This is a genomic window from Paenibacillus sp. 10L310, from assembly GCF_056395745.1.
This window is the reverse complement of sequence record NZ_JBFTKC010000026.1, coordinates 1-15,114: the sequence shown is the minus strand read 5'-3', so window position 1 is coordinate 15,114 and position 15,114 is coordinate 1. Positions and strand designations below refer to the sequence as shown.

At 47.2% G+C, this 15,114-nt stretch carries 13 protein-coding genes and 2 rRNA genes; 1 reads left to right on the top strand and 14 read right to left on the bottom strand.

Going from position 1 to position 15,114, the window contains the following annotated elements:
• Positions 1 to 146: 146 nt before the first annotated feature.
• From gltX to AC1DE7_RS29010, 4 genes are all read right to left on the bottom strand, one after another.
• Positions 147 to 1,604 (bottom strand): glutamate--tRNA ligase, encoded by a 1,458-nt coding sequence (gene gltX, locus AC1DE7_RS29025; protein WP_477535704.1) that lies wholly within the window; start codon positions 1,602 to 1,604, stop codon positions 147 to 149.
• Between the two features lie 33 nt (positions 1,605 to 1,637).
• Complete coding sequence (gene ispF, locus AC1DE7_RS29020; RefSeq protein ID WP_339195750.1) at positions 1,638 to 2,114, bottom strand: 2-C-methyl-D-erythritol 2,4-cyclodiphosphate synthase; 477 nt, start codon at positions 2,112 to 2,114, stop codon at positions 1,638 to 1,640.
• Positions 2,111 to 2,806, bottom strand: coding sequence for a 2-C-methyl-D-erythritol 4-phosphate cytidylyltransferase (ispD, locus tag AC1DE7_RS29015; protein WP_076320294.1), 696 nt, complete (start codon positions 2,804 to 2,806; stop codon positions 2,111 to 2,113). The genes ispF and ispD overlap by 4 nt, the downstream gene beginning before the upstream one ends.
• Positions 2,807 to 2,888: 82 nt before the next feature.
• Positions 2,889 to 3,974 (bottom strand): PIN/TRAM domain-containing protein, encoded by a 1,086-nt coding sequence (locus tag AC1DE7_RS29010; protein WP_047841132.1) that lies wholly within the window; start codon positions 3,972 to 3,974, stop codon positions 2,889 to 2,891.
• A gap of 173 nt (positions 3,975 to 4,147) precedes the next feature.
• Here AC1DE7_RS29010 and AC1DE7_RS29005 point away from each other — a divergent pair, with 173 nt between their 5' ends.
• Positions 4,148 to 4,543 (top strand): nucleoside triphosphate pyrophosphohydrolase family protein, encoded by a 396-nt coding sequence (locus AC1DE7_RS29005; RefSeq protein WP_017692049.1) that lies wholly within the window; start codon positions 4,148 to 4,150, stop codon positions 4,541 to 4,543.
• Positions 4,544 to 4,668: 125 nt separating this feature from the next.
• Here the strand turns inward: AC1DE7_RS29005 and pssA are convergent, their stop codons facing one another.
• The 10 genes from pssA to AC1DE7_RS28955 form a co-directional block, all read right to left on the bottom strand.
• On the bottom strand, positions 4,669 to 5,400 hold the full coding sequence (gene pssA, locus AC1DE7_RS29000) for a CDP-diacylglycerol--serine O-phosphatidyltransferase (RefSeq protein ID WP_017692048.1): 732 nt from the start codon (positions 5,398 to 5,400) through the stop codon (positions 4,669 to 4,671).
• Between the two features lie 45 nt (positions 5,401 to 5,445).
• The gene (gene disA, locus AC1DE7_RS28995; protein ID WP_036607144.1) at positions 5,446 to 6,522 is read right to left on the bottom strand and encodes a DNA integrity scanning diadenylate cyclase DisA; all 1,077 of its coding nucleotides are present in this window, start codon (positions 6,520 to 6,522) and stop codon (positions 5,446 to 5,448) included.
• A gap of 13 nt (positions 6,523 to 6,535) precedes the next feature.
• Positions 6,536 to 7,903: a DNA repair protein RadA gene (gene radA / locus AC1DE7_RS28990; RefSeq protein WP_036671578.1), complete on the bottom strand. Its 1,368-nt coding sequence runs from the start codon at positions 7,901 to 7,903 to the stop codon at positions 6,536 to 6,538.
• A gap of 272 nt (positions 7,904 to 8,175) precedes the next feature.
• A complete protein-coding gene (locus AC1DE7_RS28985) occupies positions 8,176 to 10,638 on the bottom strand; it encodes an ATP-dependent Clp protease ATP-binding subunit (protein ID WP_036607223.1) in 2,463 nt (820 codons plus the stop codon).
• 185 nt (positions 10,639 to 10,823) lie between these two features.
• A complete protein-coding gene (locus AC1DE7_RS28980) occupies positions 10,824 to 11,894 on the bottom strand; it encodes a protein arginine kinase (protein ID WP_036607140.1) in 1,071 nt (356 codons plus the stop codon).
• A 28-nt stretch (positions 11,895 to 11,922) separates the two neighbouring features.
• A complete protein-coding gene (locus AC1DE7_RS28975; protein ID WP_036607138.1) occupies positions 11,923 to 12,447 on the bottom strand; it encodes a UvrB/UvrC motif-containing protein in 525 nt (174 codons plus the stop codon).
• 31 nt (positions 12,448 to 12,478) lie between these two features.
• Positions 12,479 to 12,940: a CtsR family transcriptional regulator gene (locus AC1DE7_RS28970; RefSeq protein WP_036671579.1), complete on the bottom strand. Its 462-nt coding sequence runs from the start codon at positions 12,938 to 12,940 to the stop codon at positions 12,479 to 12,481.
• A gap of 461 nt (positions 12,941 to 13,401) precedes the next feature.
• Complete coding sequence (locus tag AC1DE7_RS28965) at positions 13,402 to 14,577, bottom strand: GNAT family N-acetyltransferase (RefSeq protein ID WP_477535703.1); 1,176 nt, start codon at positions 14,575 to 14,577, stop codon at positions 13,402 to 13,404.
• Positions 14,578 to 14,755: 178 nt separating this feature from the next.
• A 5S ribosomal RNA gene (gene rrf / locus AC1DE7_RS28960) occupies positions 14,756 to 14,872 on the bottom strand.
• A gap of 143 nt (positions 14,873 to 15,015) precedes the next feature.
• A 23S ribosomal RNA gene (locus AC1DE7_RS28955) occupies positions 15,016 to 15,114 on the bottom strand; the annotation flags it as partial.

Genomic DNA, 15,114 nt, shown 5'->3' with positions numbered 1-15,114 from the left:
GCTGTTCTATTAGATACATCATATCAATTATTCGTTGTGTTGTTATTATAGCGAAAAGGCCTCAGACTGACAACAGCCTCCTACGTAATCTATCCATCGTAGGACTGTGTTCAGATTCCAAATAAACGGAATGTCTTCGACTAAGATTATTTTACTTGTGCAAGCAAACGTTCGATCACCGTATCACGACCCAGAAGCACGATCGTTTGGTTCAGATCCCGTCCATGCGTCTGTCCAGTCAAGGCTACACGAATTGGCATAAAGAGCTGTTTGCCCTTAAAGCCGGTTTCTTTCTGTACTTCCTTGATCAATGCAGCCATTTTGCTTGGAGTAAACTCTTCGCTCGCCTGTACTTTATCCGCAAATGCCTTCAGTACAGTTGGCACCTGCTCCTCCGCAAGCACTGCTTCTCCTTCACTTTCAAGCTCCAGATTGGAACGGAAGAATACTTCTGACAATTCGACAATATCGGAGGCAGAATTCATCTGCTCCTGGTACAGGTGTACCAGCGTATAAGCCCATTCTTTTTGTTCAGCAGACAGCTCGGAAGAAATACGTCCAGCCTTTTGCAGATGCGGAATGGCCATTTCGGCAATACGTTCCGGGTCAGCATGTTTGATATAGTGGTTGTTCAAGTGCGCCAGCTTGTGGGTATCAAATACCGCAGGGCTCTTGGACAGACGTTTCGTATCAAAAATGGAGATCAGTTGCTCTTGCGAGAAGATCTCTTCTTCCCCTTCTGGCGACCAGCCGAGTAAGGAAATAAAGTTAAACATCGCTTCAGGCAAATAGCCGAGCTGATCATACTGCTCAATAAACTGGATAACGGACTCATCCCGTTTACTCAGCTTCTTGTGATTTTCATTCACGATCAACGTCATATGACCGAATTGCGGTGGCTCCCAGCCAAGCGCTTCATAGATCATCAGTTGACGCGGCGTGTTCGAGATGTGATCTTCCCCACGCAGGACGTGGGAGATCTTCATCAAGTGATCATCCACAGCAACGGCATAGTTGTATGTGGGAATGCCGTCTTTTTTCACAATGACGAAGTCACCGGATTCCTTGCTGTTGAACGAGATTGTGCCTTTAACCATATCATCAAACGTATATGTGCGCTCTTCCGGCACACGGAAACGAATACTCGCTACGCGGCCTTCCGTTTCAAACGCACTAATTTGCTCTGGAGTCAGGTCACGGTGTTTGCCAGAATAACGCGGTGTTTCTCCACGTGCTGACTGTTCCTCGCGCTCTTGCTCCAATTCTTCTTCCGTGCAGAAGCAACGGTAAGCCAGACCTTTATCCAGCAATTCCTGCGTATATTTACGATAGAGGTCCAGACGTTCCGTTTGACGGTATGGTCCGTATTCTCCGCCCACGTCAATACTTTCGTCCCACTCAATTCCGAGCCATTTCAGGTATTTCAGTTGGCTTTCTTCACCACCGGCAATATTCCGTTTCACGTCCGTATCTTCAATACGAATAATGAATTTACCGTTATTATGTTTGGCATATAAATAGTTAAACAACGCCGTACGGGCATTCCCGATATGCAGGTGTCCCGTTGGGCTCGGCGCGTAACGCACACGAATATCCGTGCTCATATGATCCCCTCCGTCACTAATTGATTGATGATATCACACACGTACAAGGCAAACAACGGATTGAGCGGCAATGCCCTCTCCCCGTCCCGGGAATCCCAGTTGCTCTGTCGTTGTTGCTTTCACGTTCACCTGTGTTACATCCGCTTCCAGTGCCTTGGCAATAACCTCAGCCATCTGTGGGATATAAGGAGCCATCTTTGGCTTCTGGGCAATAATCGTTGAATCGATATTCCCTAGCTTATACCCGTGATCCTTCACAAGCTGCCATACATGCTCCAGCAACTTCAGACTGTCGGCATCTTTGAATTCCGGATCGGTATCCGGGAAGTGCTTGCCAATATCCCCAAGTGCCAGCGCACCCAAAATGGCATCACTAATCGCGTGCAACAGCACGTCTGCGTCCGAGTGACCCAGCAGTCCTTTTTCATAAGGAATCGTTACTCCGCCAATAATACACGGGCGTCCCTCTACCAGCTGATGTACATCAAATCCCTGTCCTACACGTATCATCGCTTCTTCTCTCCCCCCAGCAAAAACGCAGCATATTTCAAATCTTCCGGCGTTGTTAATTTGATATTGGTATAATTGCCTTCCACAACCTTGACCGACATTCCCTGACGTTCAGCCAGCATGGCATCATCTGTTCCCAGAAATCCGTCCTGCTCAGCTGATTCGTAGGCGGAGAGCAGGGAAGAAAGACGAAAAGCCTGCGGGGTTTGAATGCTCCACAGACTGCTACGGTCTGGCGTCGCCGTAACGACTCCTTCCGCATTCACTTGTTTGATCGTATCCTTCACGGGAACCGCCAGTACAGCTGCTCCACCACCGGCTATGGCGGCCGCCATGCATCCCTTGATCTGCTCATGGTTCACAAAAGGACGTACCCCGTCGTGAACGAGAACCCAATCCGTCCCAAGTGCCTCAAGGCCTTTATGGACAGAATGTTGTCTCTCTTTCCCTCCGGGGATAACACGGACACGTGAATCCAGTTGGTATTCTTTTACCCAATCCTGGCAGCGTTCAACATCTGCGGTTCCTGTGACCAGCACCATCTCGCGGATCTCGTCCAGCACAGCAAATACCTCAAGCGTATGTATGAAAACGGGCTTGTCCTGCAGCAACAGAAACTGTTTGCTCTCGGTCGTCCCCATCCGGGTTCCGCGACCTGCTGCCACAATGACAACGCCCCACCCTTTATCCATGCCGCAATCCCTGCCTTGTCTGTCAGTTTATCGTCCAAAGATATACAATATCATTCAACGATACACTACCCATCATACCGCTTTATTGGGCTTTTTCCAACAGTTTCGGCTTGGCAAAAATCATTCGTCCCGCTGAAGTCTGCAACACACTGGTCACCAGCACTTCCATCATCATGCCGATATACTCGCGTCCGCCCTCCACAACGATCATTGTGCCATCATCCAGATAGGCTACACCTTGACCATGCTCCTTGCCATCCTTGATGATCTGCACCATGATCTCCTCACCTGGCAGAACAACCGGCTTAACCGCATTGGCGAGATCATTAATGTTCAACACAGATACACCTTGGAGTTCGCACACTTTGTTCAGGTTAAAGTCATTGGTGACCACTTTGCCCTGAAGCACTTTAGCCAGTTTAACCAGTTTGCTGTCCACCTCGGAGATTTCCTCGAAATCCCCCTCGTAGATCAGGACTTTTACATCAAGTTCCTTCTGGATTTTGTTCAAAATGTCCAGTCCACGCCGTCCTCTGTTTCGCTTGAGCAGATCCGATGAATCGGCAATATGCTGTAACTCCTCCAGAACAAATTCCGGAATTACGATCGTGCCTTCAATAAATCCGGTCTTGCATATATCAGCGATACGCCCATCGATAATAACACTGGTATCCAGAATTTTATGTTCTTCCATCCGTCTGTCCTCGTCCACCTCGGGATGACCCCATCGTCCAGACATCCAGAAGGCCCCCAGATCGTCTTTCTTCGCCATGGCAAGGGTATAACCGGAATAAGCACTAATCACCGTCAGCGCCACTTGCAGCACTTCTCCTGCCGTCCCCATCCATCCCACAACAGGGTAAAGTAACAAGGCCACGAGCAATCCTGCAACGGTACCTGCAGCACCTGCAGCCAATTCGTTCATAGGTACTTTTGCCAATGAATCAATTCCACTATGCAGCCTGTCTGCCATCAATGTTCCACCAATATTACATACAGCCATAAACATTACAGCTCCCAGCAGCGTCGATATACCAGCTCCCAGTAATCCTGCTGACTGAATCCACTCCGCCATCCATGGGACCGATTTTCCTGCCAGATGATATGCCGTGTAGCCGAACCATGCACCGCACAATCCTGTAAAAGTTAAAATGCCTTTTTTCCACATTAGTCCCTGCACCTCCTTCAATGTATCTTGATCTTTATATCCAGTATGATCCAATTCCTGAATTGCTAATCCCATCTGGAAGAACTTTTTGGAAATGTTGCAATCGTCAGTTGAAAGTAGGTAAATTATTGGCATATAATGAATTCAATTCATATCCCGAGGTGAGTGGCAAAATGAGTACGCTAAGTTTACAGGCTTTCCAGGATCAAGTTTCTGAACTGTTGTTGCGTCATCGCAGCCTGATTGATGTACTGTCCAAAACGGGACAAGCCGGAGCGTCTGTTAACCGTGCCGTGTCCAAAGCCATTACCGAATGCGGCTGCATCGAGCTGCACGCCACCAAGCAGAAATATGCCCCGGAGAGCGATATCGCTCAAACCAAGGGCCTGCTGGAAACGCATGTGGAAGGTGAGTTGTGTGAGAACTGCAGAGAGGTCATCAGCTCTGAGCTAGGGCGGAACCTGTTCTACATGTCGGCTCTCTGCAATCTGCTGGACATTAACATGGAAGAGGTCGTAAATCACGAATCACAGAAGTGTTCAACGTTAGGGATGTTTAATCTGTCGTAAGAAGATATGTATGTCGTCCGTAAGGGTTTCTTTTACCGTAAATAGATCTGAATAAACAAAAAGCACGCATTCTCCAGTTCAGGAGAGTACGTGCTTTCTTTGTATAGTGTTGTCCCCAAGGCGACTTAACGATCGGAAGGACGGGAAGATTTCTCATCCTTGCGCTTTTTCGCCCGACTACGTGAGGCCGCTGTTCGCACATTATGCTTCATTCCATACAGGGCGTATAACACCAACGGAATAAAGATCAACTTGGATAACTGCTCCGGGAAAATAACGGCTACGGCTATCGCAAATAACACAACCCATGGTGCAATCCAGATTGCCTTGCGTGGCAAACCGACCTTTTTGAAATTGGGATATTTAAGCGAACTCACCATCAGATACGATAACAGCAACGTAGCAATCATCATGCTAACCGGGCCAATATCCTTATTGAACAAGGACAGTGTGGCCAGTACCCCGCCGGCTGCCGGTATCGGCAGACCTGTGAAGTACCCGGGAATTCCCGGACGAACGTTAAACCGTGCAAGACGAATGGCTCCACAGATCGGAAAAGCCGCTGTTGCGATCCAGGCGAGGATCGGCATTGAATCTTGAAACGACACCATAAATATGATCAGGGCTGGTGCTGCACCAAAGGAAACCATGTCAGACAAGGAATCCAGTTCCTTGCCGAATTCACTTTGGGCATTGAGTGCACGTGCCACTCGGCCATCCAGACCATCCAGCAGCATCGCTACAATGACCATAATGGCAGCCAAACTGTAATTTCCATCAATCGCAAGCAAAATTGCCATCATTCCAAGAAACAGATTACCCAGGGTAAAGAGATTCGGAATGAATCTGGTTAGCATCGTTGTTTCACCTCATCCATTTCAAGCCTTTATATAGGCAAACCCTTACATCTGTCTGTCGATAAACATTTGCTCCTGCAAACGTTTGAGGCCTTCCTTAATGGTCCGGGCACGAACTTCACCAATACCGTCCACTTCGTCCAGTTCTTCAATTGTAGCCATAATAACATGAGGCAATTGTTCGAATTGATCCACCAGATTATGGATAATGACATTGGGCAGGCGGGGGATCTTATTTAATACCCGGAATCCACGAGGGGCAACCGAATCCTCAGAAGTAGCCGCTGATGATGGATAGCCGAGAAGACGGACAATATGATGTGCATCCAGCAACTCATCGTCCGACAATCTTTTCAGTCCCACGATAATTTCACGGATTTTGTCATCACTGTCGTCACGGGCATAGTCTTTATACAATAACCAGGCCTCTTCTTCCGTTGTACCCACAAGTTCTTCCATTTGCATGGAAATGAGTCGTCCCTCATTCCCGAGTTCATGAATGTACCGTTGGATTTCCGTTTTGATCCGCATCACCATTTCGGTACGCTGAATCACATTAACCACTTCAGGAATCGTTACTAATTCCTCAAATTCCGAAGCACTCAGATTCGTAAGGGACTGTGTTAATACCGCTTTGTATTTCTCCAGGGTTTGAATCGCTTGATTCGCTTTGGTCAGTATAACCCCGATTTCCTTGAGGGAATAACGAAGTGTTCCCTGATACAAGGTAATGATATTCCGGCGCTGCGATATGGATACGACCAATTTACCCGTTTGCTTTGCTACACGCTCTGCCGTCCGGTGACGAATCCCCGTCTCTGATGAAGAGATAGATGAATCCGGGATTAACTGGGTATTGGCGTAAAGAATACGCTTCAAATCCTCGCTAAGAATAATGGCTCCATCCATTTTGGCGAGTTCATACAGATAGTTCGGGGAGAAATCACAGTTAATCGAGAATCCCCCATCCACCACTTCCATTACTTCAGGGCTGTATCCTACAACAAGCAGTGCGCCCGTCTTGGCGCGCAGCACATTTTCCAGACCTTCGCGGAAAGGTGTACCTGGTGCGATCAGCCTTAACAACTCATTCATATTATCCAGTTGGCTCATATCTTTCATCTTGTTATGCCCCCTAATCTAAAGCAACCGCTAGTGCATCTGCCACGGTATTCACACCGATCAGTTGTATCCCGCGAGGATGTTTCCAGCCCTTTAAGCTTTTTTCTGGTAAAATGACTCGTTTGAAGCCCAGCTTTGCGGCTTCCTTCACTCGTTGTTCGGCCCGTGATACGGCTCGAACTTCACCTGTCAGACCGATCTCGCCAAAGATGACGTCGTCTGGCTTGGTCGGTACATCTCTCAAACTGGATGCAATGCTGACAGCAACCGCCAAGTCTACAGCGGGCTCATCCAACCGTACTCCACCAGCTACATTTAAGTATGCATCCTGGGTCTGTAAAAACATCCCCATCCGTTTCTCCAGCACTGCAATGATCAGATTTAATCGATGCAGATCTACCCCTGTTGCCATACGGCGGGGAGAAGGGAAATGGGTGGTTGAGATCAACGCCTGTAATTCCACGAGCAGAGGACGTGTCCCCTCCATACTGGCAACTACCGTTGAACCTGCTACACCCAGTGGACGTTCCGACAAAAAGAGTTCGGACGGATTGCCCACCTCACGAAGTCCATCCTCACCCATTTCAAAAATGCCAATCTCATTGGTGGAACCAAAACGGTTCTTCACCGCACGCAGCAGGCGATACGTATGATGCCGTTCTCCTTCAAAATAAAGCACGCAATCCACCATATGTTCTAACATACGTGGACCGGCAATAGCACCTTCTTTGGTAACATGCCCCACAAGAACCGTTGCAATGCCTCTGCCTTTGGCAATCCGCATGAACCTTGACGTACATTCCCTTACCTGTGCAACACTACCCGGCGCACTGGTAACTTCGGGAAGATATACCGTCTGAATGGAGTCGATGACCAGAAAATGCGGCTGGATCTGATCCACCGCTTCCTCTACACGTTCCATATTCGTTTCACACAGTACATACAACTCGGCAGAGAGTGCCCCGAGACGGTCTGCCCGCAATTTGGTTTGCTTGACTGATTCCTCACCGGAAACATATAACACACGCAAACCCGAATGCGTCAAAGCATGGGACGTCTGCAACATCAACGTTGATTTACCAATACCCGGATCTCCGCCCACGAGAACGAGTGAACCCGGAACGATTCCGCCACCCAATACCCGGTTCAACTCTCCGATTCCAGTCTGTACACGCGGTTCCTGACCGCTATCTATATCTATGATAGGAAGCGGTTTATCTTTACTGTCAAACAGAGGAGAATTTCTCCCTTGTGTTTTGACCACCGTCTCTGTTTCTTCCACCATTGAATTCCATGACTGACAACCCGGACACTTACCGTACCACTTGGGGGCTTCATAGCCGCATTCCGTACATTGAAACTTGGTTTTAACTTTGGCCACTTCAGCACTCCTATAATTTAATTTTATAACAGCATTTTGCATTATTCGACGAATTTCACCCAAACTCCCTGACGTGCAGGGTTACTAAAAGTTTACCATTGTTTGAGATTTTTCGTAAAGGATTATCGCAAACTTTACACATGTTCCTGACATAATCATGTCCGTCTTCTGTCCAAAGTGCAAAAAATCCTCCCCGGCCGAAGCCGGGAAGGATTTGATTAAGGATTATGGATCAATACAAGCTGAAGTTTAACTCCAAAGCTTGCTAAATATTATTTAGTTTCGATTTCCTCATTGGACGGAACGACCACGTCTTTTTTCGTAACAGACAGTGCACCGTTCTCTTCGTCGATGAGCAATGAATCCCCTTTGGTTACGTTACCTGTGAGCAACTCTTCGGACAATTTGTCCTCGATATGCTTCTGGATCGCCCGACGAAGCGGACGCGCACCGTAAGCTGGATCAAAGCCTGACTTCGCAAGGAAAGACTTGGCATTGTCAGTGAGTTCGAAATCGACCTCATGTTCAAGCAGTCGTTTACGAAGTTCTTCACTCATAAGCGTAACAATTTCAGCGATGTGTTTTTCTTCAAGTGAGTGGAACACGATAATTTCATCAATCCGGTTAAGGAACTCTGGACGGAAGCTTTTCTTCAGCTCATCCATCACTTTCCCCTTCATGTTGTCATAATCTGCTCCTGCATCTACAACTGCAGTGAAGCCCAGTGTAGAGTTACGTTTGATCGCTTCGGCACCCACGTTGGATGTTAGAATGATCAGCGTATTGCGGAAGTCAACGACGCGACCTTTGGAATCCGTCAGACGACCATCCTCAAGCACTTGTAACAAGATATTGAATACTTCTGGATGTGCTTTCTCGATTTCATCGAGCAGGACTACGGAATATGGTTTGCGACGAACTTTCTCTGTCAGCTGGCCACCTTCTTCGTACCCAACATATCCTGGAGGCGCTCCGACAAGTCGGGAAGTCGAGTGCTTCTCACCATACTCGGACATATCAATCCGGATTACTGCATTTTCATCGCCGAACATCGCTTCAGCCAGAGCACGAGCAAGTTCTGTTTTACCTACCCCTGTAGGGCCGAGGAAAATGAATGAACCCATCGGACGTTTTGGATCTTTAAGTCCCGCACGAGCACGACGAACCGCACGGCTGACAGACTTCACTGCCTCATCCTGACCGATGACACGTTCATGTAGAATAGACTCCAGATTCATCAGACGCTGTGTCTCTTCTTCTTTCAGTTGGTTCACAGGGATTCCTGTCCAGCTGGCTACCACTTGTGCGATATCCTCAGGAGTAACCTCGGAATCGGTGCGACCTTGTTTCTCTTTCCACTGGTTCTTCGTTACATCCAGCTCTTCACGAATTTTTTGTTCCGTATCACGCAGAGCTGCTGCTTTTTCGAACTCCTGACTTTGAACTGCAGCGTCTTTTTCCTTACGGATATCTTCCAGACGGCTTTCCAGTTGTTTCAGGTTTGGTGGGATCGTGTAAGAGTTCAATCTTACTTTGGAACCCGCTTCATCAATCAGGTCAATCGCTTTATCTGGCAGGAAACGGTCTGTAATGTAACGGTCAGACAGTTTAACCGCCTGCACAATTGCTTCGTCCGTAATTTTCACGCGGTGATGCGCCTCATAACGGTCACGCAAGCCGTGCAAGATTTGAATCGCTTCTTCCGGAGAAGGCTGATCTACAGTAATCGGTTGGAAACGACGCTCAAGCGCTGCATCCTTCTCGATGTATTTACGATACTCATCCAGTGTTGTCGCACCGATACATTGCAATTCTCCACGGGCCAGAGCCGGTTTCAAAATGTTAGAAGCATCGATGGCACCTTCAGCTCCGCCTGCGCCAATCAAGGTATGCAATTCGTCGATAAACAGGACAATGTTACCTGCTTGGCGAATCTCATCCATGATTTTTTTCAGACGATCTTCAAACTCACCACGATATTTGGTTCCAGCGACTACAGAACCCATATCCAGGGTCATTACCCGTTTGTCGCGCAATGTTTCCGGAATTTCATTTGCAATGATTTTTTGTGCAAGGCCTTCAGCAATCGCTGTTTTACCTACACCTGGCTCACCGATCAATACCGGGTTGTTCTTCGTACGACGGCTGAGCACCTGAATGACACGCTCAATTTCTTTGCTACGTCCAATGACTGGGTCCAGGTTGTTCTCTCTCGCATAAGCCGTGAGGTCACGTGCCAGACTGTCCAGCGTTGGTGTGCTTACATTGGCAGGTGTGCCATTATGGCTGGATACAGCTTCACTGCTGCCAAGCAATTGCAGCACTTGTTGACGTGCTTTGTTCAGGCTAATTCCTAGGTTATTGAGCACACGTGCTGCAACACCCTCGCCTTCACGAATCAATCCGAGCAGGATATGCTCTGTGCCTACATAAGTGTGGCCCAATTTACGAGCTTCATCCATAGACAGTTCAATTACTTTTTTCGCACGTGGCGTATATGCAATGTTGGTAGGTTGCTCTTGGCCACGGCCAATTAGCGTTTCTACTTCATCCTGAATTTTTTCCAATCCGAGTCCCAGGCCGATCAGTGCTTTGGCTGCGATGCCTTCGCCTTCACGAATGAGGCCGAGCAAAATATGCTCAGTACCGATGTTATTATGACCGAGACGGACAGCTTCTTCCTGCGCGAGTGCGAGCACCTTTTGGGCCCGTTCCGTAAATCTTCCAAACATCATATCTCCTGCACCTCCATGGTTTTGGATAAAACGAGGGTCATATAATGAAATAACCGTCGTATTCTTCATATCATTTTTGTTTGCAGCCATGCTGCGAATAAAGTCATTTGGCATTTGTACATGCCTTATTATATAAAAGCCGCAATGCGGCATGAAACCATAATTCAATACTATATCAGGCTGAACTAGGACTGCTTCGCTGCATTGATCGTATCACGAATCAACTGAGCACGGTATATGTCACGCTCATCTGTGCGCATATCTTCCCCGAATGTTTTCTGCAAAAATCCCGGCTGTGTCATCACATTCAATTCATTCATTACCGTGATGGACAGTCCATCCAACAATCCGAGATCCACGCCAAGGCGTACATCCGATAAGCGCTGTGCAGCTTCCTTGGAATCAACAATAGCTGCATGAGACAATATGCCATAAGAACGCATGACCCGATCCGTAATCCGAAGTCTGGAGTCGGTAATTAACCGTTCTCTCGCTGTACGTTCATGACCAATCATCTGTAACACAACACCATGCAGGTTCTCGATGACTTCCTGTTCGGTCTGTCCCAAAGTAATCTGGTTCGAGATCTGGAACAGGTTACCCATCGCCTCGCTACCTTCACCGTATATCCCTCTTACCGTCAATCCCACTTGGGAAACTGCGGTTAGAATACGGCCAATCTGTTGTGTCATCACCAGGGCAGGCAAGTGCATCATGACCGATGCTCTGACGCCTGTACCTACATTGGTAGGGCAGCTGGTTAAGTATCCTCTGCGATCATCAAAAGCATAATCCACGTGCGCTTCAAAAGCATCATCTATTGCGGAAGCTTTCTCCCAGGCTTCTTTCACCTGAAACCCCGGATAGAGGCACTGGATACGAAGATGATCCTCTTCATTAATCATAATACTGACAGACTCATCCTCACTGAGAATAACCGCACCATTCCTGGATTCATTCGCAAGACTTGGACTGATGAGATGTTTCTCCACCAGCACCCGTTTGTCGAGTTCGTCAATATCGATCAGATCCAACGTATGAAAATCCCCAAAGGCATGAACGTCATCGTATTGAAGTACTTCGCTCAGCTTATTCAGCACCTCTTCCGATTGCTCATTGGAAGCCAGCATCGGAAACGGAACATGCTGAAGGTTGCGTGCAATCCGGACACGGCTGCTAATGACAATTTCGGAATCAGCCGCATCACTGCGCATCCAGTCGCTGAGCGCCTTCTCTGTAAAGCGCAGATTAGGCATTACGCATCCCTCCTACTCATGACAAACTTTACTCCTGAGCTATTCCTTTTTCAAGTCCTCTGATCTGGTCACGGATCTGAGCCGCCTCTTCAAATTCCTCTTGTGCGATGCTCTCTTGTAGCTCACGCTTCAGATCAGCAATTTGCCGTTTCACCTTGATGCGACCACCAGCTCGTGCAGGCACTTTGCCTACATGGGACGTATTACCATGAACCCGCTTGAACAAAGGATCCAGACGACTGTCAAAATATTTATAACATGAACTGCAGCCGAACCGGCCTATCTTACTAAATTGTGCGTACGTCATACCACACTCTTCACATTGAAGAGCTTTTGCAGGTGGTGTTCCTGCCGATCCACTTTTGCCGGCTGGATCAAAATCAAGCAATCCGGACAACAAGTTGTGAATGGAAAACCCACCTGCTGTTCCAGGGATCATTTCCCCTTTTTCACGGGCACATGACTCACAAATATGGAATTCCGTCTTCTCTCCATTTACGATCTTCGTAAAATGAAGTGTCGCCGGACGTTTATTGCATTCTTGGCACAGCATATTGATGTACCTCCTTTGACCCCGATAGTTTTCATTTACCGAGCAAAGATATTAACATCGCCTTCAACATTCTGGCACGAATTTGATCCCGGTAAGGAAGTTTGACCAATATAACCTCTCTAGATACAGCAGCTCGCATCAACCCGGCTTCCCGCTTGTTCAAGAAGCGCGCTTCTTCCAATTGATAGATCAGACCTTCGGCAGCTGTCTGCCCGATCTCTTCACCAATACTATGGTGCAAATGATTATGCAGAGCTGATTGGGCCGGTAATTCAATGCGCTGTATGCGAACATAACCACCACCGCCGCGTTTACTCTCTACCAGGTATCCCTTCTCGAGTGTAAAACGTGTGCTGATGACATAATTGATCTGGGAAGGTACACATGAGAATTGATCTGCCAGATCATTACGCTGAATTTCAACCATTCCTTCGGGACTTTCATGCAAAATACTCTTCAGATATCGTTCGATAATATCAGAGATATTACGCATCCAATCATCCTCCACTGTCTGAAACGTTAAGTCAATAAGGACCCACACGCCCCCACAGAGTACACCTTCTCTACCCATTTAACCAATCAGGGAAACAGCGAATCTTGCTTCCAATGGTGTCAACAGGAGAGCGAAGGAAGCACGAAGGTCCTTTAATATTCCCTTGATCCTCCGATGAAATGAATCCCGTATATTGGCGATCATGCATCAGATTGTAGAAAGAAAGCTACTTAAGTATTAAACCTTTAGTTGACTTTGACTTTCTTTGACTTTATAACCATTATAGCATATTTTGTGGTTTTGCCAAGTGGGGTCACTATTCATTTTTTACGATTTTACACGAAATATTCCCCGGACACAAAAAAACCTCCCCAAAATTTCTGGAGAAGTCCATTTGTCTTTCAATCACGCCGTATTTCTATATAAGCTAATCAAGTTAAATGGAGCAGTGGGAATAGTCATCAGAAGAAATCGAGCAAATAGGTTTCCCGTTCAGGAATCGCTTGTTCCAAAGCCTTGATTGCTGTGTTCGGTCCGTGAATTCTTCCGATTCGTGCCATTTCCGTTGGTCTGCGATATCCCATCAGCACCGCGGTAAGGGATTGAATATCCACCTTAATGATCTGATCATCAGTAATTGGCTCCGTTGTTTTCCATATGGACGCTGTTCCGTTCATTGCCACGTTTAATTGCCATACCCCTTCATTCCATGGAGCGTGGGCATCTTCTACCTGAAGTACAATCTGAACCGGTGAGTCCTGGCTTGCAAATGGATACTGGGATATAAACTGCTCTACACTAACGATACGCGCCATAAAATAAGGTACAATCTCCTGCTGAATCCGTGGGTTATCCAATTGGAAGGCAAGCGTATCACTGGCAGGCGCCTGCAACGTAACTTCCTGGATCATGGAATCATGGTTAGCAATAAAGGTCCACAGCCCTTGCCTAGCCTCTTCATTCAGATAGATGATCTCTTTAATGGTAAATTTATTTTCCTTAACCTCATATAAAAGATAACCTTGTGCTGCATCAGCTTCATCGTAATATACAGCCTTCTGGCTGGCCCCATTAACAAGAACTGAATTCTCCCACCTTGCATCATCTCGAACCAGAGTTCCGTTATAACGCTCAGCATAAGCACTGTATACTTCCTTTAATATGCTGAGGCCCGGATCCCCACGCCGAATTGTTCCAGGTGTCGCTTTTTTCTGAGGCAAATGAGCTGTAGGTACTTTATAACGTTTAAATTCAACATACGTCTCCCATCCATACTTCCGATAGAAACCAAAAGAGAATGGATGCAAGAAAGATATACTCTGTTTGTTACGATTCATTTCTTCCAACGCATGCTTCAGCAGACCCGCTACCCAGCCTTTGCGTCTATACTCTGGCCAGGTGGCTACACCCGCAATACCGCCCATCTCGAACGATCTGCCATGAATATAGGTTTGAAAAGGAATGATGTGAAGTTTGGCTCCTAGCTGCCCGTCCTCATATACACCCCATATATCCTGTGACGAAAATTGACTCCGCCGTTTTTCTTTCTGTTCTTCACTCATTACTACTTGAAAAGCATATTCGGAGAGTGCCATCGCCGGTTCAAAATCATCTACCGTCAATTTCTGAATTTCCATGTTGTCCTACACCCCATTCGCTAGAGTTATATCAATCCAAATCATGGCCTGATATCTGATATATGTACCCCTTAGAGTGTGTCAGAGGATTCTTACAAAGTCAAATAAGAGATGCTTCCGCATCCCCTAAAATAAACAAATAAAAACCACCACCGAATAACATCGGCAGTGGTTCTTCGCTTGGCGGCGTCCTACTCTCCCAGGACCCTGCGGTCCAAGTACCATCGGCGCTAGAGGGCTTAACGGTCGTGTTCGGGATGGGTACGTGTGGAACCCCTCCGCCATCGCCACCAAACGCGATTTGTCGAAGCATAGCTTCTTAAAATCAGATATGGAACTGAAAATCATACACACGTTCTGTGATGTACCAATTTTCATTTCAGAGATCGTTCTCTGAAAACTAGATTCGAAACGAAACATGCGAATTATCACTTGCTATTGGATAAGCCCTCGACCGATTAGTACTGGTCAGCTCCATGCATTGCTGCACTTCCACCCCCAGCCTATCTACCTCGTCGTCTTCAAGGGGTCTTACAT

Bases quoted from the DNA above. Each gene is read 5' to 3' on its own strand.
- gltX (WP_477535704.1), bottom strand. From the start codon at position 1,604: ATGAGCACGGATATTCGTGTGCGTTACGCGCCGAGCCCAACGGGACAC.
- ispF (WP_339195750.1), bottom strand. From the start codon at position 2,114: ATGATACGTGTAGGACAGGGATTTGATGTACATCAGCTGGTAGAGGGA.
- ispD (WP_076320294.1), bottom strand. From the start codon at position 2,806: ATGGATAAAGGGTGGGGCGTTGTCATTGTGGCAGCAGGTCGCGGAACC.
- AC1DE7_RS29010 (WP_047841132.1), bottom strand. From the start codon at position 3,974: ATGTGGAAAAAAGGCATTTTAACTTTTACAGGATTGTGCGGTGCATGG.
- AC1DE7_RS29005 (WP_017692049.1), top strand. From the start codon at position 4,148: ATGAGTACGCTAAGTTTACAGGCTTTCCAGGATCAAGTTTCTGAACTG.
- pssA (WP_017692048.1), bottom strand. From the start codon at position 5,400: ATGCTAACCAGATTCATTCCGAATCTCTTTACCCTGGGTAATCTGTTT.
- disA (WP_036607144.1), bottom strand. From the start codon at position 6,522: ATGAAAGATATGAGCCAACTGGATAATATGAATGAGTTGTTAAGGCTG.
- AC1DE7_RS28985 (WP_036607223.1), bottom strand. From the start codon at position 10,638: ATGATGTTTGGAAGATTTACGGAACGGGCCCAAAAGGTGCTCGCACTC.
- AC1DE7_RS28980 (WP_036607140.1), bottom strand. From the start codon at position 11,894: ATGCCTAATCTGCGCTTTACAGAGAAGGCGCTCAGCGACTGGATGCGC.
- AC1DE7_RS28975 (WP_036607138.1), bottom strand. From the start codon at position 12,447: ATGCTGTGCCAAGAATGCAATAAACGTCCGGCGACACTTCATTTTACG.
- AC1DE7_RS28970 (WP_036671579.1), bottom strand. From the start codon at position 12,940: ATGCGTAATATCTCTGATATTATCGAACGATATCTGAAGAGTATTTTG.
- AC1DE7_RS28965 (WP_477535703.1), bottom strand. From the start codon at position 14,577: ATGGAAATTCAGAAATTGACGGTAGATGATTTTGAACCGGCGATGGCA.